General features: G+C 72.8%; 16 protein-coding genes. 10 read left to right on the forward strand and 6 right to left on the reverse strand.

Going from position 1 to position 19,069, the window contains the following annotated elements; genetic code table 11:
• Positions 1–86 precede the first annotated feature (86 nt).
• Together ACWDZ4_RS08500 and ACWDZ4_RS08505 are read left to right on the forward strand one after the other, a co-directional pair.
• A complete protein-coding gene (locus tag ACWDZ4_RS08500; RefSeq protein ID WP_451507654.1) occupies positions 87–2,489 on the forward strand; it encodes an MFS transporter in 2,403 nt (800 codons plus the stop codon).
• 155 nt (positions 2,490–2,644) lie between these two features.
• On the forward strand, positions 2,645–3,358 hold the full coding sequence (locus ACWDZ4_RS08505; protein WP_451507655.1) for a class I SAM-dependent methyltransferase: 714 nt from the start codon (positions 2,645–2,647) through the stop codon (positions 3,356–3,358).
• A 31-nt stretch (positions 3,359–3,389) separates the two neighbouring features.
• Here ACWDZ4_RS08505 and ACWDZ4_RS08510 read toward each other — a convergent pair whose 3' ends face one another.
• The 6 genes from ACWDZ4_RS08510 to ACWDZ4_RS08535 form a co-directional block, all read right to left on the reverse strand.
• Positions 3,390–3,890 carry a hypothetical protein gene (locus ACWDZ4_RS08510; RefSeq protein WP_451507656.1) on the reverse strand — a complete coding sequence of 167 codons (501 nt, stop codon included), beginning with the start codon at positions 3,888–3,890 and terminating at the stop codon, positions 3,390–3,392.
• 146 nt (positions 3,891–4,036) lie between these two features.
• Positions 4,037–4,603 carry a DUF6328 family protein gene (locus tag ACWDZ4_RS08515; protein ID WP_451507657.1) on the reverse strand — a complete coding sequence of 189 codons (567 nt, stop codon included), beginning with the start codon at positions 4,601–4,603 and terminating at the stop codon, positions 4,037–4,039.
• Between the two features lie 84 nt (positions 4,604–4,687).
• Positions 4,688–6,463 (reverse strand): RecQ family ATP-dependent DNA helicase, encoded by a 1,776-nt coding sequence (locus ACWDZ4_RS08520; RefSeq protein ID WP_451507658.1) that lies wholly within the window; start codon positions 6,461–6,463, stop codon positions 4,688–4,690.
• Positions 6,464–6,640: 177 nt separating this feature from the next.
• Positions 6,641–7,663 carry a LacI family DNA-binding transcriptional regulator gene (locus tag ACWDZ4_RS08525; protein ID WP_451507659.1) on the reverse strand — a complete coding sequence of 341 codons (1,023 nt, stop codon included), beginning with the start codon at positions 7,661–7,663 and terminating at the stop codon, positions 6,641–6,643.
• The gene (locus tag ACWDZ4_RS08530; RefSeq protein WP_451507660.1) at positions 7,663–7,947 is read right to left on the reverse strand and encodes a hypothetical protein; all 285 of its coding nucleotides are present in this window, start codon (positions 7,945–7,947) and stop codon (positions 7,663–7,665) included. Before ACWDZ4_RS08530 ends, ACWDZ4_RS08525 begins: the two co-directional genes overlap by 1 nt.
• A gap of 31 nt (positions 7,948–7,978) precedes the next feature.
• Positions 7,979–8,329 (reverse strand): L-rhamnose mutarotase, encoded by a 351-nt coding sequence (locus tag ACWDZ4_RS08535; RefSeq protein ID WP_451507661.1) that lies wholly within the window; start codon positions 8,327–8,329, stop codon positions 7,979–7,981.
• 417 nt (positions 8,330–8,746) lie between these two features.
• Here ACWDZ4_RS08535 and rhaI point away from each other — a divergent pair, with 417 nt between their 5' ends.
• The 8 genes from rhaI to ACWDZ4_RS08575 all read left to right on the forward strand — a co-directional run bounded on the left by rhaI (position 8,747) and on the right by ACWDZ4_RS08575 (position 19,017).
• A complete protein-coding gene (rhaI, locus tag ACWDZ4_RS08540) occupies positions 8,747–9,925 on the forward strand; it encodes an L-rhamnose isomerase (protein WP_451507662.1) in 1,179 nt (392 codons plus the stop codon).
• Between the two features lie 5 nt (positions 9,926–9,930).
• Positions 9,931–11,973, forward strand: coding sequence for a bifunctional aldolase/short-chain dehydrogenase (locus ACWDZ4_RS08545; protein ID WP_451507663.1), 2,043 nt, complete (start codon positions 9,931–9,933; stop codon positions 11,971–11,973).
• A 257-nt stretch (positions 11,974–12,230) separates the two neighbouring features.
• Complete coding sequence (locus ACWDZ4_RS08550) at positions 12,231–13,748, forward strand: rhamnulokinase (protein WP_451507664.1); 1,518 nt, start codon at positions 12,231–12,233, stop codon at positions 13,746–13,748.
• A gap of 1 nt (position 13,749) precedes the next feature.
• Entirely contained in the window at positions 13,750–14,505 is a 756-nt protein-coding gene (locus ACWDZ4_RS08555; RefSeq protein ID WP_451507665.1) for a (Fe-S)-binding protein, read from the forward strand.
• Complete coding sequence (locus ACWDZ4_RS08560; protein ID WP_451507666.1) at positions 14,502–15,980, forward strand: LutB/LldF family L-lactate oxidation iron-sulfur protein; 1,479 nt, start codon at positions 14,502–14,504, stop codon at positions 15,978–15,980. Before ACWDZ4_RS08555 ends, ACWDZ4_RS08560 begins: the two co-directional genes overlap by 4 nt.
• Positions 15,977–16,633, forward strand: a complete 657-nt coding sequence (locus tag ACWDZ4_RS08565) for a LutC/YkgG family protein (protein WP_451507667.1) — start codon at positions 15,977–15,979, stop codon at positions 16,631–16,633. The genes ACWDZ4_RS08560 and ACWDZ4_RS08565 overlap by 4 nt, the downstream gene beginning before the upstream one ends.
• A gap of 196 nt (positions 16,634–16,829) precedes the next feature.
• Entirely contained in the window at positions 16,830–17,663 is an 834-nt protein-coding gene (locus tag ACWDZ4_RS08570; RefSeq protein WP_451507668.1) for a M55 family metallopeptidase, read from the forward strand.
• Positions 17,656–19,017, forward strand: coding sequence for a M20/M25/M40 family metallo-hydrolase (locus ACWDZ4_RS08575; RefSeq protein ID WP_451507669.1), 1,362 nt, complete (start codon positions 17,656–17,658; stop codon positions 19,015–19,017). Before ACWDZ4_RS08570 ends, ACWDZ4_RS08575 begins: the two co-directional genes overlap by 8 nt.
• Positions 19,018–19,069 lie beyond the last annotated feature (52 nt).

Genomic DNA, 19,069 nt, shown 5'->3' on the forward strand with positions numbered 1-19,069 from the left:
CGCCTCCCGCCTCACTCGCCCCGCTTGCTCCCCCTTGTCGCGCAATGCGAGAAAAGGGCGGCGCAGTGCGACGAGGGGAGCAGTACGTGGGCGGGACCACTCTGGCGAAGACGGCAGCGGCCGGGGCCGTTGAGCCGCCGCCCCCAGCCCAACTCCCGCCCGCCGAAGGGGCCGAGGACCGGCCCCTCAGCCCGCGCCGCGTCCGGCTGGCCTTCTTCGGGCTGATGCTCGCGCTGCTCCTCGCGGCGCTGGAGCAGATGATCGTGGCCACCGCCCTGCCGAAGATCGTCGGCGAACTCCAGGGCCTGGACCGGATGTCGTGGGCGATCACCGCCTATCTGCTCACCGCCACGATCGGTCTCCCGGTCTACGGAAAACTGGGCGATCTGTTCGGCCGCAAGGGCGTCTTCCAGTTCGCCGTCGTCATCTTCGTCGTCGGCTCGGCGCTGGCCGGCTGGTCGCGCACCATGGACCAGCTCATCGCCTTCCGCGCCATCCAGGGCATCGGCGCAGGCGGCCTCATGGTCGGCGTCCAGGCGATCATCGCCGACATCGTGCCGCCGCGGGACCGCGGCCGCTTCATGGGGCTCATCGGCGCCGCCTTCGGCCTCGCGTCGGTGGCGGGGCCGCTGCTCGGCGGGTTCTTCACCGACCACGCGTCCTGGCGCTGGTGCTTCTACATCAACGTCCCGTTCGGGCTGGTGACCATGGCCGTCATCGCCGTCGTACTGAAGCTTCCGAAGCCCGCCGTACGGCCGCGCCTGGACGTACTCGGCGCGCTGCTGCTCGCCGCCGCGTCCACCTGCCTGGTCCTGCTGACCAGTTGGGGCGGTACGGAGTACGCCTGGGACTCGCGGGTCATCCTCGGCCTCGCCGCCGGGGCCGCCGGAACGACTCTGCTGTTCGTCGTCGTCGAGCACTACGCGCCCGAACCCCTCATGCCGCTGCGGCTGTTCCGCGACTCCGTCTTCACCGTCACCGGACTCGTCGGCGCGGTCGTCGGCATCGCGCTCTTCGGCGCCGCCAGCTACCTGCCGACCTTCCTCCAGATGGTCGGCGGCGCCAGCGCGACGGAGTCCGGGCTGCTGATGCTGCCGATGATGGGCGGCGTGGTCGTCGCCTCGATCGTCTCGGGGCAGCTCATCAGCCGCACCGGCCGCTACCGCGTCTACCCGGTCGCCGGCGGCGCGTGCTCGGTTCTCGGGATGTGGCTGCTGTCCCGGCTGGAGGCCGACACCCCACGGCTGCACTACAGCGTCTGGATGGCCGTACTGGGCGTGGGCATCGGTCTGGTCATGCCGGTGCTCATCCTCGCCGTGCAGAACTCCGTGCCCCCGGCCGACCTCGGCACCGCCACCAGCGCCCACACCTACTTCCGGCAGATCGGCGGCAGCGTCGGCGCCGCGGTCTTCGGCACCCTCTTCGCGAACCGGCTCGCCGACGGGCTCGCCGAGCGGCTGCCCGCCGGCGCCGGCCTCCCCGATCCGGCGGGCATCACGCCCCAGCTCGTGCACGCCATGGAGCCCGCGCTGCGCGACGCCTACATCGCGGCGTACGCCGAGGCGATGCCGCGGATCTTCCTCTACCTCGTGCCGGTGCTCGTACTCGGCCTGCTCATCGCCTGCTTCCTCAAGGAGAAACCGCTGGTGTCCCACAACGCCCCCGCAGCCGAGCCCTCCACGATCCCCACGGCCCGCGCCGGCGGCCCGTACCCCGCCACCCCCTGCCCGGCGGGCGTCCCCGTCTGCGGCACCGTCCAGCACCACGACGGCAGCGTCGTGCCGCGCGCGGCCCTCACCCTCATCGACGGGTCGGGGCGCCAGGTCGGGCGCGGCGCGAGCGGCGACGACGGGCGGTACGCGCTGAGCGTGGCCGGATCGGGGTCGTACGTGATGATCGCCGCGGCCGGCGGGCACCAGCCGCAGGCCGTCACCGTCACCGTCGGCGAACGCCCCGTCGAACTCGATGTGGTGCTCGGTGGCGCGGGCCGCCTCGCCGGGACCGTACTCACCGCGGACGGGACGCCGGTGCCCGGCGCCGCCGTGACGCTCACCGACGTACGCGGAGAGGTCGTCGCGTCGACGCGCAGCGGCCGCGAAGGCGGGTACGTGATCACGGAGCTGGTGGCGGGGGAGTACACCCTGGCCGGGAGCGCGCCCGCGTTCCGGCCCGCCGCGCTGCCGGTGAGCGTGCAGGCCTCGCGGGAGACCAGGCAGGACGTCGAGCTGGCGGGCGGCGCGATGCTGCGCGGCACCGTACGCGCGACCGGTGGCCGGCCCGTCGAGGACGCCCGGGTGACGCTGCTCGACGCCGGGGGCAACGTGGTGGACACACTCACCACGGGGCCCGACGGCACGTTCCGCTTCGTCGACCTGTCGTCCGGCGAGTACACGGTGATCGCCGCGGGCTACCCGCCGGTCGCCACCGTGCTCCAGGTCGCCGGCGGCGGACGGACCGAGCGCGACCTGCAACTCGGCCACGCGGACTGACCTCCGCGCGGGCCTCGGACCGCCGGCCGTGGGCCGTGGGCCGTTCGGAGTGGGGCCGGAGGTTCGCGGGCCGCTGGGGCGGGGCACGGCCGGTGCCCGGTTCTACGCTGGACCCGGCCCCGGTGCGGGGCGCCGGTGGACCCACGGGAGAAACGATGCCGGAGCAGGGCCGTGAACCGGCCGACGCACAGCGCGGACAGTGGCAGCGGACGTACGCCGACCACCCGTGGATGTACGGGGACGCCCCCTCCGCGGCAGCTCTCCATGCCGCCGCGGTGTTCCGGGTGGCCGGTGCGCAGGACGTGCTGGAGCTGGGGGCGGGGCACGGGCGCGACGCCCTGTACTTCGCCGCCTGCGGCTTCACCGTCCGTGCCGCGGACTTCAGCGCCACGGGGCTGGAGCAACTGGAGGAACGGGCGGCGGAGACGGGCCTCGGCCCTTCGGTGAGCGTCATGGTCCACGACGTGCGGCGCCCGCTGCCGCTGCCGGACGGATCGGTGGACGCCGTCTTCGCCCACATGCTGCTGTGCATGGCGCTGACGACGCGGGAGATCCACGCGCTGGTGGGCGAGGTCCGGAGGGTGCTGAGGCCCGGCGGCGCCTTCGTCTACACCGTCCGGCACACCGGCGACGCCCACTACGGGGCGGGCACGGTCCACGGCGACGGCATCTTCGAGCACGACGGGTTCGCGGTGCACTTCTTCGACCGCGAGCTGGCCGACGCCCTCGCCGAGGGGTGGGAGTTCCGTGAGATCCACGCCTTCGAGGAGGGCGACCTGCCGCGCCGCCTGTGGCGGATCACGCAGACGCTGCCGGCCGCCGGGGAAGGCGAAGGCGCCGGGGAAACCGGGGAAACCGGGGAAAGGTGACGGCGGACAGTGACAGCGCCGGGGAATCTCCTCAGCGCGCGGAGAGGCCCGCCGCCGGATCGCCGTCCCCGAGGCCGACCCACCAGTTTCCCTCATCCTCGACGAGAAGGAGTGTCTGCCTCTTTCCCGTCTTCTCGTACACCAGCTCCACCTCGTGGAAGTACGGCACCGCGCCTTCGAGCACCGTCGCTTCCACATGGCCTTGCGCGCCCGCGGCGTACTCACGGACGAACTTCCGTGCCGCTGCGTCAGGCTGGTCGAAGTCCGGGCCCGAGAGCTGTGCCAGCCCTTCGGCGTCCTTGGCCTTGAGCCGCTGCACGTACACCCGTACGAGCGGGTCGACGTCCTCCGCGGTCTCCGCGACGTCCGGATACTCCGACTTCTGGGCCCGCACGGTGACGTCGACCGACGGGGAGCCGGCCAGGCTGTAGGGCGGCCGGAACCAGGTCAGCCAGACGCCGACCGCCACGCCGACCGCCACGACGGCTGCCCCCAGGGCGCCCGCACCCGCCAGCGTGAAACGTCTGCTCATCAGCCCCTGCTCTCGTACCGCCTCCACGGGTGGGGGCCTGGGAGAATGATCTTCACGGGGGAGGGGCGGGAACAGGGCGCGGCGCGATTCGATACCCACACGTGATCACGGGAGGCGCACGGGGGCAGCCGCGCCGGACCGGCGCGCTACGTGTCGCCGCGCTGGGCGGCGGAGCGGCGGCGGAGCCGCAGCGGGAGCACGTACCAGCAGAGGGCGAACCACAGCATCACGCCGCCGGCCATGACCTCGGCGAGGATGCTGGGCAGCACCACGCGGAGTATCAGCAGGAGCGTGCAGCCGATGGTCAGTGCGAGCAGCACTATGCCGCACATCATCAGCCGGCTCGCGGCCTCCACGACCTCGTCCTTCATGCGCTGCCCGGACAGGAAGCGGTGGATCGACACCGGCGCGATCAGCGATCCGGTGGCCGACGCGCCGAGCACCACGGTGGCCACGTAGATGACACGGTCGGCCGTGCCCAGGTCCCGGAAGAGGGGGGTGAAGGCCACGCTGAGCAGAAAACCGAAGAGGATCTGCACGCCGGTCTGCGCGACCCTCGTCTCCTGCAGGATCTCGTTCCACCGGCGGTTGACCCGCTCGCGCGCCGGCTCCGGCGGTTCGGGGGCGGGGCCGGCGCCAGGTGCGGCCTCCTGACAAGAGCCGCACCCGTGAACCGCCGTGTTCGAGCCGGCCGGTTCTTCCGTCATGGTCATGGCATCCTCCGCTTCCGAGGAAATCCAGATGCCCACTTCCGGCGACGTCATGCCCCCGGGTGTTCGACCGCCGGGCTGCGACGGTCAGCCGGCGGGCTTCGCCACCGCGGTGAGCAGGTCCTGGTCGGTGACGGTCGCCAGCGACAGGGTGCGGTATCCCATGGAATCGAACAGGACGGTGATCCGGTCGCCCTCCTCGGCGAGAACCATGCCGTCGCCCCACTCGCTGTGCCGCACCCTCGTCCCCGTGGGGAACTCGGCGGCCGCCGGATGTCCGGGCGTACCGCTGTCCCGTCCGCCCCGTTCGAAAAGCCTCTCCTCGAGCCCTCCTCCGGTCCTGGCCCCGGTCCCGGCCCCGGTCCCGCCGCCGTCGGAGCTTGTCGTGCACACGTCGCAATTTCCGCACGGAGCCTCGTAGGACTCGCCGAAGTAACCGAGGAGGAAGCGGCGGCGGCAGCCGGTGGTCTCGGCGTACGCCCGGGCCATCTCCACCCGCGAGCGCTCCAGCTTCCGCCGTGCCTGCGCCGCCTCCACCGCCCGCTCGGCGGCGTCGTCCGCCGCCACGTCCGGGACGGCGCGCACCTCCCCCCCGTCGTCCGTGGCCACCGCCCCGGCCTGTTCGAGGAGGTTGGCCGCCGCGGTCACGCGGTTGCGCGACAGGCCGGTCTCCTCGCTGAGCTCCTTCAGCGCGAGGGGGCCGCCGTGCTCGTGCAGACGGGCCGTGACCTCGGTGAGCGTGTCCTCGCCGGGCGTGCGGGCGGCGAAGAAGTTCTGCATGCCGGTGTCCTGCGGCCGGTAGTGGAGTACGGCGACGGCGCGCGCGCCGTCACGTCCGGCCCGGCCGATCTCCTGGTAGTACGCGTCGAGTGACCCGGGCACGGAGGCGTGCAGGACGAACCGCACGTCCTCCTTGTCGATGCCCATGCCGAAGGCCGAGGTCGCGGCGACCACGTCCGTCTCTCCGGCCAGGAAGGCGTCGTGCACCCGCGAGCGCTCTTCGCCGCGCAGGCCGGCGTGGTAGGCGGCGGCCGTCAGACCCAGCCCGGCGAGTTCGGCCGCGTAGCTCTCCGCGTCCTTGCGGGTGGCCGTGTACACGATTCCGGGCTTGGCCTCCGCCGCCGCCCTCTCCACCACCGCCCGGCGTTTGTCCTCGTCGTCCAGGAAACGGCGGACCTCCAGCGTGATCTCCGGCCGGTCGAACCCGGCGACGACCAGCGTGGGATCCTCCATGCCCAGCCGCTCCACGATCTCCTCGCGCACCGGAGGAGCGGCCGTGGCCGTCAGCGCGAGGACCGTGGGCCGGCCCACCCGCCGGACCACCTGGGCCAGACGCAGGTAGTCGGGGCGGAAGTCGTGGCCCCAGGCGGACACGCACTGCGCCTCGTCGACGACGAAGAGCGCGGGCCTCGCCCGCGCCAGGCGTTCGACCACGTCGTCCTTGGCGAGCTGCTCGGGGGAGAGGAACAGATACTCGGCGTCACCACCGCGCACCGCCTCCCAGGCCGCCGCGGTCTCCCCGGCCGCCTGGGCCGAGTTGACGGCGACCGCCTGCGGGGCGCTGCGTCGCAGCAACCCGGCGATCTGGTCCCGTTGCAGGGCGATGAGCGGGGAGACGACCACGGCCGGGCCGGGAAGAGCCAGCGCGGCCACTTGGTAGACGGCGGACTTCCCGGCGCCGGTCGGCATGACCACGAGGGTGTCGCGGCCGGCCGCGACCGCTTCCATGGCCTTCAGCTGTCCGGGCCTCAGTTCCTGCCAGCCGAAGACCTCGGTGGCCGTCCGTTCGAGACGGGCGGCGGTGGTGCGGGCGGTGGCGCGGGCGCTCTTTCCCGGCGTGGCGCGCTTCTCCTCGTCGCTCATGCCCTGCGACTACCCCGCATCCGCCTGCCCACCTCCCCCGGCGAGCGGCTCCCGCGTCGTACGGCGCGACGTGTGCGGCCCGTCCGGCCCTCGGCCCGTCCGGCCCCCGACCTGTCCGGCCCCCGACCCGTCCGGCCCCCGACCCGTCCGGCCCCCGACCCGTCCGGCGCAGGCGCGTCAGCGGCGGCGGGACAGCGAGGAGTCCCGCACCACCAGCTCCGGCTGGAGCACGATCCGCTGGTGCTGGTGACTCCGTGCCCCGTCGCCGGTCTCCTCGATGAGCAGGTCGGCGGCCATCCGCCCCATCCGGAAGGCCGGCTGGCGCACGGAGGTCAGCGGCACCGCGGCCGCCGAGGCGAACTCGATGTCGTCGTAGCCGACCAGGGCCACGTCGTCGGGAACGCTCACCCCGGCCCCGTACAGCGCCTGCAGCATTCCCAGCGCCAGCAGATCGTTGGCGCAGAACACCGCGGCGGGGCGGGACGACATGCCCAGCAGCCGCGCACCGGAGTCGCGTCCCGCCGCCACGTCGAGCCGCTCGGCCTCGATCAGCCGCAGCCGCTCCGCCGGCAGCCCGGCCTCGGCCAGCGCCTGGAGGGCGCCCGCCCGCCGGTCCCGGCACTGGGCGAGGTGCAGGGGCCCGCTGACGTACGCGATCTCGGTGTGGCCCTGGGAGAGGAGGTGCCGTACGGCCAGCGCTCCGCCCAGGACGTCGTCGACGGAGACGGAGCACCCCTCGGTGCTGGGGGCCACCCGGTCGACGAGCACGTAGGGGATGCCCTGCTTCCGGAAGTGGCGCAGATTGCCGCCGGTGGGGTCGACCGGAGTGATCAGTACGCCCCGTACCCGCTGCTCGCTGAAGAGGCCGAGGTACTCCGTCTCCTCGTCGGTGCTCTGGCCGCTGTTGCACAGCATCACCCCGAGCCCGGCCTCCCGCGCGGCCCGCTCGGCGCCGGAGGCGACGTCCACGAAGAAGGGGTTGGCCATGTCGAGCACGAGCAGGGAGATGATCCGGCTGCGGCCCGCCCGCAGCTGGCGGGCCGACTCGCTGCGTACGTAGCCGAGCCGGTCGATGGTGGACAGGACACGCGCCCGCGTCTCCTCCGTCACCGATTCGGGCCGGTTGATGACGTTCGAGACCGTGCCGACGGAGACCCCGGCGATCCGGGCGACGTCCTTGATACCCACCGACTGTGCCATCAGGCGGAGACCTCCACGAGCTCCAGTCCACTCGGACCGGCCGGTGCCCGCGGGCCGGGCAGAGGACTGCCCGTGGCGAGCGCCCGGTGGCGGGCGACACCGTTCGCGTTCCACGCGTCGGTCCCTCCACCGGGGTCGCGGCCGAAGCCGACACGCGATGTCGTGTTGCCGGTCTCCAGCAGCGGGCCGCGGATCACCTTACCTTCGGAGGCGACGAGCTGGTACTTCCCGTTCCCGCTCCGGCAGGGCCCGGGGCGGGAACGGGACGTGCGGGTGAAGGCCATGGTGTCCTTCCGGTCTGCTTCGAGGGGCCTGCTAGGCCAGGTGGAACACTTCGGTGAGCGGCTTCATCGCCTCGTCGGGGCGATCGCCGCCGCTGGGAGCCTCCGTCGCGAAGGGGGCCTGTTCGTTCTCGAAGTAGGGGGCCATCTCGGCCTGCCAGCGGGCGTTGACGTCCGTGGCGGCCATGGCGGCCCGGGCCTCGGCGAAGTCCTCCGTCTCCAGGTATCCGACGAGCAGCCCGTCCTCGCGCAGGAAGAGCGAGTAGTTGTGCCAGCCGGTGGCCGAGAGCGCTTCGAGCATGTCGGGCCAGACCGCCGCGTGCCGTTCGCGGTACTCCTCGACGCGGTCCTGGCGGACCTTCAGCAGAAAGCAGACACGTTGCATGTCCTCGTAGTGCCTCTCTCGTCCCGGGACCGGGACCGGAATCGGGACCGGAATCGGGACCGGAATCGGGACCGGAATCGGAATCGGAAGAATCGGAAGTCGGGCTCGTCGGTGTTCTTCCTGTCGAAGACGGTCGGCGGGCCGGGGGCGACCTCGCCGTCCTCGTACGCGCGGGGCCGTCCGGTCCAGGACTTCTCACCCCCGGCGCCGTGAAAGGTTTCAGGGAGCTTTCCCGGAAGCTAGGCGTGGTGTGCCGGTCCCGTCAATGGGTCGGTCCCTGAAACTTTCTCCACCTGTTCAATTCGTAGGGTGCGTACGGTCGCCCCACTTCAGACCCTTGACAGGCGCTGCGGGCACCCATAGCTTCACGCCGATGAAACGATTCATGCATCCGCGTGGCACACAGGAGCGCTGACGATGACGAGCCGAGCCGACGTCTCCACCGTGAAGGCAGCCCTCAGGGCACAGGCCATCGAGACGCCGTCATGGGCGTACGGGAATTCGGGCACCCGCTTCAAGGTGTTCGCGCAGCGCGGGGTCCCCCGTACCCCGCAGGAGAAACTGGACGACGCCGCCCGCGTCCACGAACACACCGGCGCGGCCCCGACCGTCGCTCTCCACATCCCCTGGGACAAGGTCGACGGTTCCGGCGGATACGCGGAGCTCGCCACGTACGCCGGGGAGCGCGGCCTGCGGCTCGGGGCGATCAACTCCAACGTCTTCCAGGACGACGACTACAAGCTCGGCAGCGTCTGCCACCCGGACGCCGCCGTGCGCCGCAAGGCCCTGGACCACCTGCTGGAGTGCGTCGACATCATGGACGCCACCGGCTCCCGCGACCTGAAGCTGTGGTTCTCCGACGGCACCAACTACCCCGGCCAGGACGACATCCGGGCCCGCCAGGACCGGCTCGAGCAGGCCCTCTCCGCGGTGTACGAGCGCCTCGGCGACCACCAGCGGATGCTGCTGGAGTACAAGCTCTTCGAGCCCGCCTTCTACACCATGGACGTGCCGGACTGGGGCACCGCGTACGCGCACTGCCTCAAGCTCGGCGAGAAGGCGCAGGTGGTCGTGGACACCGGACACCACGCGCCCGGCACCAACATCGAGTTCATCGTCGCCCTGCTGCTGCGGGAGGGCCGGCTCGGCGGGTTCGACTTCAACTCGCGCTTCTACGCCGACGACGACCTGATGGTCGGGGCGGCGGACCCGTTCCAGCTGTTCCGGATCATGTACGAGGTGGTGCGCGGCGGCGGGCTCACCTCCGACGTGGCCTTCATGCTCGACCAGTGCCACAACATCGAGGCGAAGATCCCGGCGATCATCCGCTCCGTGATGAACGTCCAGGAGGCCACCGCCAAGGCCCTGCTGGTGGACGGCGGCGCGCTCGCCGAGGCCCAGGCGTCGGGCGATGTGCTGGCCGCCAACGCGGTCTTCATGGACGCGTACAACACCGATGTCCGGCCGCTGCTCGCCGAGGTGCGCGAGGAGCAGGGCATCGACCCCGACCCGATGGCGGCGTACCACCGCTCGGGCTGGGCCCGGAAGATCATCGACGAGCGCGTGGGCGGAGCCCAGGCCGGATGGGGAGCGTGATCCGTATGACACAGCGCCACGAAGCGGTGGACGCACTGCTGGAGCGCTCCCACCGGCTGGGAGCCGATCCGCGCACCACCAACTACGCCGGCGGCAACACGTCGGCCAAGGGCACCGCCGTCGACCCGGTGACCGGCGGCGACGTCGAGCTGATGTGGGTCAAGGGGTCCGGCGGCGACCTGGGCACGCTCAGGGCGGAGGGGCTCGCCGCGCTGCGCCTGGACCGGCTGCGCGCACTGACCGGGGTGTACCCGGGCGTGGAGCGCGAGGACGAGATGGTCGCCGCCTTCGACTACTGCCTGCACGGCAAGGGCGGCGCGGCCCCCTCGATCGACACCGCCCTGCACGGACTCCTCGACGCGGCCCACGTGGACCACCTCCACCCCGACGCGGGGATCGCGCTGGCCTGTGCGGCGGACGGGGAGAAGCTGACCGCCGAGTGCTTCGGCGACAGCGTGGTGTGGGTGCCCTGGCGGCGGCCCGGCTTCCAGCTCGGCCTGGACATCGCCGCGGTCAAGGAGGCCAACCCCGGGGCCGTCGGCTGCGTCCTGGGCGGGCACGGCATCACGGCCTGGGGCGAGACGTCCGAGGAGTGCGAGGCCAACTCGCTGCACATCATCCGCACCGCCGAGGCGTTCCTCGCCGAGCGGGGCCGCCCCGAGCCCTTCGGCCCGGTGCTGGAGGGGTACGAGCCGCTGGGCGGGGCCGAACGCCGGGAGAGGGCGGCGGCCCTCGCCCCGTACGTACGGGCGCTCGCCTGCGCCGACCGGCCGCAGGTCGGCCACTTCGACGACTCCGACGCCGTACTGGACTTCGTCTCCCGCGCCGAGCACGGGCGGCTGGCCGCGCTGGGCACCTCCTGCCCGGACCACTTCCTGCGCACGAAGGTCAGGCCGCTGGTGCTCGACCTGCCGGCGTCCGCGCCCGTGGACGAGGCGGTCGCCCGGCTGAAGGAACTGCACGCCGAGTACCGCGAGGAGTACCGCGCGTACTACGAGCGGCACGCGGAGCCGGCCTCGCCCGCGATGCGGGGCGCGGACCCGGCGGTCGTCCTGGTCCCCGGCGTCGGGATGTTCTCCTTCGGCAAGGACAAGCAGACCGCGCGGGTCGCGGGCGAGTTCTACCTCAACGCGATCAACGTGATGCGGGGCGCGGAGGCGGTCTCCTCGTACGCGCCGATCGGGGAGCGGGAGAAGTTCCGCATCGAGTACTGGGAGCTGGAGGAGGCCAAGCTGCGGCGGATGCCGCCGCCCGAGCCCCTCGCGACACGGATCGCGCTGGTCACCGGTGCCGGCTCCGGCATCGGGCGGGCGATCGCGCACCGGCTCGTGGCGGCGGGCGCGTGCGTCGTGGTCGCCGACCTCGACGCGGGGAAGGCGGCGGAGACCGCCGAGGAACTGGGCGGGCCGGACAAGGCGGTCGCGGTCACGGTCGACGTGACGAGCGAGGAGCAGATCGCCGGGGCCTTCCGGGAGGCGCTGCTGGCGTTCGGCGGGGTCGACCTGGTGGTCAACAACGCCGGCATCTCCATCTCCAAGCCGTTGCTGGAGACCTCGGCGAAGGACTGGGACCTCCAGCACGACATCATGGCGCGCGGCTCCTTCCTGGTCTCGCGGGAGGCCGCGCGGGTCATGATCGCGCAGGGTGTGGGCGGCGACATCGTCTACATCGCCTCCAAGAACTCCGTCTTCGCCGGACCGAACAACATCGCCTACTCGGCCACCAAGGCCGACCAGGCGCACCAGGTGCGGCTCCTGGCCGCGGAACTCGGCGAGCACGGGATCCGGGTCAACGGCGTCAACCCGGACGGGGTGGTGCGGGGCTCCGGCATCTTCGCGGGCGGCTGGGGGGCGCAACGCGCCGCCGTGTACGGGGTGGAGGAGGCGGAGCTGGGCGAGTTCTACGCCCGGCGGACGCTGCTGAAGCGGGAGGTGCTGCCCGAGCACGTCGCGAACGCGGTGTTCGCGCTGACGGGGGGTGAGCTCACACACACGACGGGGCTGCACATTCCGGTGGACGCGGGGGTCGCCGCCGCGTTCCTGCGGTAGCGGCGGGGCCGCCCGCGGCGGGCTTTTCCCCGCCCCGCCCCTTCCCGAACCGGGGGCAGGCCCCCGGACCCCGGACGGGCTGGATTTTGCGCGCTCAACGGCACATTCAGCCTCTTGGGGGCCCCGGGACGGAGTCTGGGGGAGTTTGAGGGGCGGGGTGGGGAAGAGGCCCGCCGCAGGCGTCCTGCCTCCGCCCCGGCCCCCGGTGTCCGCGCCGCCACCCCCGTCCCACCCCACCCGTACTCCACGAGGAACTCATGCCACCCACCCGCACCCGCACCTTCGCCGCCGTGGACCTGGGCGCCTCCAGCGGACGCGTCATGGTCGCCCGGGTCGGGCCCGAGACCCTGGACCTCCAGGAGGTGCACCGCTTCGCGAACCGGCCCGTGAGGACCGGCGGGACGCTGCACTGGGACGTCCTCGCCCTCTACCGGGGCGTGCTCGACGGCCTGCGGGCGGCCGGAGCGGCGGCCGGCGGGCCGCTGGCGGGGGTCGGGATCGACAGCTGGGCGGTGGACTACGGGCTGCTCGACGCCGCCGGCGCCCTGCTCGGCAACCCCGTGCACTACCGGGACGCCCGGACCGACGGCGCCCCGGAGAAGGTCGCCGCGGCGCTGCCGCCCGAGGAGCTGTACGCCGCCACGGGGCTCCAGCACCTGCCGTTCAACACCGTCTTCCAGCTCGTCGCGGCCCAGGGGACGCCGCAACTCGCCGCCGCGCGGCGGCTGTTGCTGATCCCCGACCTGATCTCGTACTGGCTGACGGGCGAGGCGGGCACCGAGATCACCAACGCCTCCACCACCCAGCTCGTCGATCCGCGCACCCGCACCTGGTCGCCCGTCGTCGCCGCGCGCCTGGGCATCGACCTCGGGCTGTTCCCGCCGTTGCGCAGCCCCGGCGACCCGGCCGGGCTGCTGCGGCCCGAGGTGCTGGCCGGGACGGGACTGGCCGGTCCCGTCCCGGTGACCGCCGTGGGCTCGCACGACACGGCGTCGGCGGTGGTGGCCGTCCCCGCGGACGGGTATGAGGCCGGGGACGGGGGCGGCTTCGCGTACATCGCCACCGGGACCTGGTCCCTCGCCGGGCTCGAACTCGACCACCCGGTGCTCACGGAGGCGTCCCGGGCCGCGAACTTCACCAACGAACTGGGGGTGGACGGCACCGTCCGCTACCTCCGCAACATCATGGGGCTGTGGCTGTTGCAGGAGTGCCTGCGCACCTGGGAGGCGCAGGGGGATCCGCAGGACCTCGACGCCCTCCTCGACGGGGCGGCGCGGGCGGCCCCGCTGCGCTCGGTCGTGGACGCGGGCGACCCCGCCTTCCTCGCGCCGGACGACATGCCCCGCCGTATCGCACGGGCCTGCGCCCGCACCGGGCAGCCGGAGCCCCGCACACCCGTCGAGACCACCCGCTGCGTGCTCGACTCGCTCGCCCTGGCCCACCGCGCGGCCGTCGAGGAGGCCCAGGCGCTGTCCGGCCGGACGGCGGGCACGGTGCACGTCGTCGGCGGCGGCGCGCACAACACACTGCTGTGCCGGCTGACGGCGGACGCGACCGGCCTGCCGGTCGTCGCGGGACCCGCCGAGGCGGCGGCGCTCGGCAACGTACTGGTCCAGGCGCGCGCGGCCGGGGTGGTCGGCGGCGGACTCGCCGGGCTGCGGGCCCTGCTGCGCGCCACCCAGCCCTTGCGGTACTACCGTCCGGCGGGTGATCGTTCCGCATGGGACGAGGCCGCGGACCGGATCGGCACAGGCTGCCGGGGGAGGAGGACGTGACGTGCGCGTAGCTCTCTTCGTCACGTGCGTGAACGACACGCTCTATCCGCGCACCGGGCAGGCCGTCGTGCGGCTGCTGGAGCGACTGGGGGTGGAGGTGGACTTCCCGCAGGCCCAGACCTGCTGCGGGCAGCCGCAGTTCAACACCGGCTACCGCCACGAGACCGAACCGCTGGTACGGCGGTACGACGCGGCCTTCGCCGACTACGCGTACGTCGTCACGCCCTCCGGTTCCTGCGCCGCGATGGTCCGCGACAACTACCCGCGGATCGGCGCCAAGGCGGCCGCCGAGGGGCGCGGCCGGGCGCTGGCGGACGCCGCGGCGCGGGCCGTGCCGAAGACGTACGAACTGACGGAGTTCCTGGTCGACGTCCTCGGGGTGACCGACGTCGGCGCCTGGTTCCCGCACCCCGTCACCTACCACCCCACCTGCCACGGGCTGCGCGTGCTGGGACTGCGCGACCGGCCGCGCAGGCTGCTGGAGCAGGTCGGGGGGCTGGAGCTGCGCGAACTGCCGGGCGCTCAGGAGTGCTGCGGCTTCGGCGGCACGTTCGCGGTGAAGAACGCCGCCGTGTCGGCGGCGATGGGCGCGGACAAGGTGCGCAACATCGAGTCCACGGGCGCCGGGGCGGTGTGCACCGTCGACAACTCCTGCCTGATGCACATCGGCGGGACGCTCACCAGGCAGGGGTCCACGGTGCGGCCCGTGCACATCGCGGAGATCCTCGCCGCGACCGAGGAGGAGCCGTACACATGAGCGGTACGAGCGGTACGTATCTGGGGATGCCGGCGTTCCCGGCCGCCGCGCGGGAGGCCGTGGGCAACGAGACGCTGCGCAGGAACCTCCGCCATGCCACGCACACCATCCGCGACAAGCGCGCCAAGGCCGTCGCCGAGCTGGACGACTGGGAGCGGCTGCGCGCCGCCGGCAAGGACGTGAAGGACCGGACGCTGCGCCACCTCGACCACTACCTCGTCCAGCTGGAGGAGTCGGTCACGGCGGCGGGCGGCACCGTGCACTGGGCCGTGGACGCCGAGGAGGCCAACCGGATCGTGACCGGGCTGGTGAAGGCCACCGGCCAGAGCGAGGTCGTCAAGGTCAAGTCGATGGCCACGCAGGAGATCGGGCTCAACGAGGCGCTGGAGGCGGAAGGCATCCGCGCCTACGAGACCGACCTCGCGGAGCTGATCGTGCAGCTCGGCGACGACCGGCCGTCGCACATCCTGGTGCCGGCCATCCACCGCAACCGGGGCGAGATCCGCGACATCTTCGCCCAGGAGATGGGGAATTGGGGACGGGCCGCCCCCGAAGGGCTGACCGACACCCCGGCCGAACTGGCCGAGGCGGCCCGGCTGCACCTGCGGGAGAAGTTCCTGCGCGCCAAGGTCGGCATCTCGGGCGCCAACTTCATGGTGGCGGAGACGGGCACCCTCGTCGTGGTCGAGTCCGAGGGCAACGGACGGATGTGCCTGACCCTCCCCGAGACACTGATCTCCGTCGTCGGCATCGAGAAGACCGTCCCGGCCTGGCGGGACCTGGAGGTGTACTTGCAGCTCCTGCCCCGCTCCTCGACGGCGGAGCGGATGAACCCGTACACCACCATGTGGACCGGTACGACGGACGGCGACGGGCCGCGCGACTTCCACCTGGTGCTCCTGGACAACGGCCGCACCGACACGCTGGCCGACGAGGTGGGGCGCCAGGCGCTGCGCTGCATCCGCTGCTCGGCGTGCCTGAACGTGTGCCCGGTCTACGAGCGGGCGGGCGGGCACGCGTACGGCTCGGTCTACCCGGGGCCGATCGGCGCGATCCTCAGCCCCCAGCTGCGCGGTACGGGAAGCGAGGTCGACGCCTCACTGCCGTACGCGTCGTCGCTGTGCGGCGCCTGCTACGAGGTGTGTCCCGTCGCCATCGACATCCCGGAGGTACTGGTGCACCTGCGGGAGCGGGTGGTCGAGGGCGGGACGGTGACCAGGAACGGGGCGCGGGTCACGATCAAGCCCGCCAAGGGGCACGCGGCGGAGCGCGCGGCGATGCGCGCGGCGCGCTGGGCGCTGGACCGTCCGGGCGTCCTGCGGGCCGGACAGCGGCTGGCGTCCCGTACCCGCCGCGTCCATCCGAAGCGGCTGCCGGGGCCGGGGCGCGCGTGGAGCGACACGCGGGCGCTGCCCGAGCTGCCCGCGGAACCGTTCAGGGACTGGTGGCAGCGCACCCGCGGAGGAGCCGAGTGAGCAGCGGCAGGGAGCGGGTGCTGGCGCGGGTGCGCCGGGCCCTGGCGGACGTGCCGGCCGACGAACGGCCGCAGGATGTGCGGGTGGAGCGCGGCTACCTGCGGGTGCACGGCGACCGGAGCACCGAGGAGACGGTCGGACTGCTCGCGGAGAACCTGGCGGACTACCGGGCGCTCGTGCACCGGACGGACCCGGCCGGGCTGCCGGCGCTGCTGATGCGGCTCCTGGCCGGGCGGGGCTCGCGGACGGTGCTTGTACCGCCGGGACTCCCGCCGCACTGGCTGGCCGCCGCGGACCCGGTCCGGGTGCACGACCGGGAGGCGAGCACCACGCACCGGCTCGACGCCGTGGACAGCGTGGTCACGGGCTGCGCGGTCGCGATCGCCGAGACCGGCACGATCGTCCTGGACGGCGGCCCCGACCAGGGCAGACGCCGGATCACCCTGGTGCCCGATCACCACATCTGTGTCGTACGGGTCCCGGACCAGGTGGTCGGCTCGGTGCCCCAGGCCCTGGAGCGGCTGGACCCCCGGCGGCCGCTGACCTGGATCTCGGGTCCTTCGGCGACCAGTGACATCGAGCTGGACCGGGTCGAGGGCGTGCACGGTCCGCGCACCCTGGAGGTGGTTCTGGTCGAGGGGCCGGACAGCTGACCGGCTCCCCCCCGCGCTCTCTCCGCTCCCCTTCCGCCCCCCCCGGCGCTCCCCTCCCGCCCCCCGGCGCTCCCCCCGCCGTCTCCGTGTGCTCTCCTTGCAGAGGACTGGACCACTGAACCCGCATGTGGCCTGGCCCGGCGGTTCCCCGGCGCGTAACGTGACGCGGCATGACCTGCGAGGGGACAGCTGACCCATGAAGATCCTCATCAGCGCCGACATGGAGGGTGCCACCGGTGTCACCTGGCCCGCCGACGTGCTGCCGGGCACACCGCAGTGGGAGCGCTGCCGCTCCCTGTTCACCTCCGATGTCAACGCGGCCGTTCTCGGCTTCTTCGACGGGGGCGCCGACGAGGTGCTCATCAACGAGGCGCACTGGACCATGCGCAACCTCTTCCTGGAGCACCTCGACGAGCGCGCCGAGATGCTCACGGGCCGCCACAAGGCACTCAGCATGGTCGAGGGCGTGCAGCACGGGGACGTGGACGGCATCGCCTTCGTCGGCTACCACACCGGCGCCGGCACCGAGGGCGTCCTCGCGCACACCTACCTCGCCAACTCCATCACGGGTGTGTGGGTCAACGGCGAGCGGGCCAGCGAGGGACTGCTCAACTCCCGTGTCGTCGCGGAGTACGGCGTACCGGTGATCCTTGTCACCGGTGACGATCTGACCTGCGAGGACGCCAAGGGGTACGCTCCCGGGGCCCACAAGGTCGCGGTCAAGGACCACGTCTCGCGGTACGCCGCGGTGTGCCGTACCCCGGCCCGCACCGCCGCCGACATCAGGGCCGCCGCGAAGGAGGCGACGGCTCTCGCCGTACGCCACGCACCGGTGCGCGGCGGCCCGTTCACCGTGGAGCTGGAGTTCGACGCGGAGCACCTCTCCGGCGTCGCGACCGTGGTGCCGGGGGTGGAGGCGACCGGAGAGCGGCGTGTCGCGTACACCAGCGGGACGATGTATGAGGGCATTCGTACGTTCAAGGCCGTGACGACTGTCGTCTCGGCCGCGGTGGAGGAGCAGTATGGCTGACCAGCATCGGCATCAGCAGCCGGTCGACGGGGGAACGATCGACGCGCTCGCGCTCGACGAGGTCGTGACCTTCACGTCCGATCTCATCCGGATCGACACCACCAACCGGGGCGGCGGCGACTGCCGCGAGCGCCCGGCGGCCGAGTACGTCGCCGAGCGGCTGGCCGGTGCCGGGCTCGCGCCCCTCCTGCTCGAACGGACCCCCGGACGGACCAACGTCGTGGCCAGGATCGCCGGCACGGACCCGTCCGCCGACGCCCTCCTGGTCCACGGCCACCTCGACGTCGTACCCGCCGAGCCCGCCGACTGGAGCGTGCACCCCTTCTCCGGGGAGGTCCGCGACGGGGTGGTCTGGGGCCGTGGCGCCATCGACATGAAGAACATGGACGCGATGGTCCTCGCCGTCGTACGGGCCTGGGCGCGCTCCGGCACCCGGCCCCGCCGCGACATCGTGCTCGCCTTCACCGCCGACGAGGAGGCCAGCGCGGCCGACGGCTCCGGCTTCCTCGCCGACGAGCACCCCGAGCTCTTCGAGGGCTGCACGGAAGGCATCAGCGAATCCGGCGCCTACACCTTCCACGCGGGCCCCGGCATGGAGATCTACCCGATCGCGGCGGGGGAGCGGGGCACCGGCTGGCTCAAGCTCACCGGCGTCGGCACGGCGGGCCACGGCTCCAAGGTCAACCGGGACAACGCCGTGAGCAGGCTGGCCGCCGCCATCGCCCGGATCGGCGCGTACGAGTGGCCGGTGCGGCTCACCCCGACCGTCCGGGCCGCCCTCACCGAGCTCGCCGCCCTGCACCACCTCGACGCACCGGACTTCGACGCGCCCGGCTTCGACGTGGACGCGCTGCTCAACAAGCTGGGTCCGGCCGCCGAGCTGGTCGAGGCGACGGTACGGGGCAGCGCCAACCCGACCATGCTGGACGCCGGTTACAAGGTCAACGTCATCCCGGGTCGGGCGACCGCCTACGTCGACGGGCGGTTCCTGCCCGGCGGCGAGGAGGAGTTCCGCCAGACCATGGACCGGCTCACGGGAGAGCAGGTGGACTGGGAGTTCCACCACCGGGAGACCGCCCTCCAGGCGCCCACCGACTCGCCGACGTACGCGAAACTGCGCGCCGCGGTGGAGCACTTCGCCCCCGGCGCGCACGTCGTGCCGTACTGCATGTCGGGCGGCACGGACGCCAAGCAGTTCTCCCGGCTCGGCATCACGGGTTACGGCTTCTCGCCGCTGAAGCTGCCGGTCGACTTCGACTACGGGGCGCTCTTCCACGGCGTGGACGAACGCGTTCCGGTCGAGGCCCTCCACTTCGGCGTTCGGGTGCTCGACCATTACCTGAGGACCGCATAGCCAGACCGCACAGCGGACCGCGCAGCGGACCGCCCGGCACGGGGAGTTGAAA

This window comes from Streptomyces sp. NPDC003016 (genome assembly GCF_053591455.1).